The sequence below is a fragment of the Mesorhizobium sp. M7A.F.Ca.CA.004.06.1.1 genome, from assembly GCF_003999135.1.
In the GTDB taxonomy this organism is placed as follows: domain Bacteria; phylum Pseudomonadota; class Alphaproteobacteria; order Rhizobiales; family Rhizobiaceae; genus Mesorhizobium.
The window spans coordinates 1-521 of sequence record NZ_RZPQ01001408.1 but is presented as its reverse complement, the minus strand read 5'-3'; the positions used below and the strand labels follow the sequence as shown (position 1 = coordinate 521).

Here is a 521-nt window from a genome sequence, read left to right as displayed (position 1 = left end):
GGCTATCTGCCGGCGCGCGCCTCGGTCGGCCGCCCCGAATGGCTGCCGGAAGGCGTCAAGGTCAAGGTGATGTCGTTCGACACCAAGGCAATCGTCGCCAAGACCGACGCCGACAAGGCGAAGTTCTCGGAACTGTTCGGCGGCTGAGCCGGCAATCCAGTCGGCATGCCCCCCTAGCGGCATGCCGACTGCGAAACCCGAGCGCATCGGCTGATCGATCCCAGGAAAAGCAATCATGTCAACACGGATCAGGGAAAGCCGGGGCCAGGAAATGGTCCTGACGGCGGCGGTGGCCATCGTCATCGTCCTGCTTTCGCTGCTGCCGATGCTGCGCCTGATCAAGGAGATCGTGGCACCCGGCGGCACGCTGTCGGCCGTCGCGATAAAGGCGGGGCTCGCCAGTCCGGCGACCTGGGTCGCCACCTGGCACACACTGGTCGTCGGTATCGGCGGCACCCTGCTTGCGGTGTTGTCGGGTACGCTGGTGGCCGTCCTCGTCACTCTGACCGATATCCGCGCTC

General features: G+C 65.6%; 2 pseudogenes. Both read left to right on the top strand.

Features of this window, described 5'->3' with window-relative positions:
- Positions 1-147, top strand: a pseudogene (locus EN906_RS38745) (Fe(3+) ABC transporter substrate-binding protein); the annotation flags it as partial.
- Positions 148-235: 88 nt separating this feature from the next.
- Positions 236-521 (top strand): annotated as a pseudogene (locus EN906_RS36640) (iron ABC transporter permease); the annotation flags it as partial.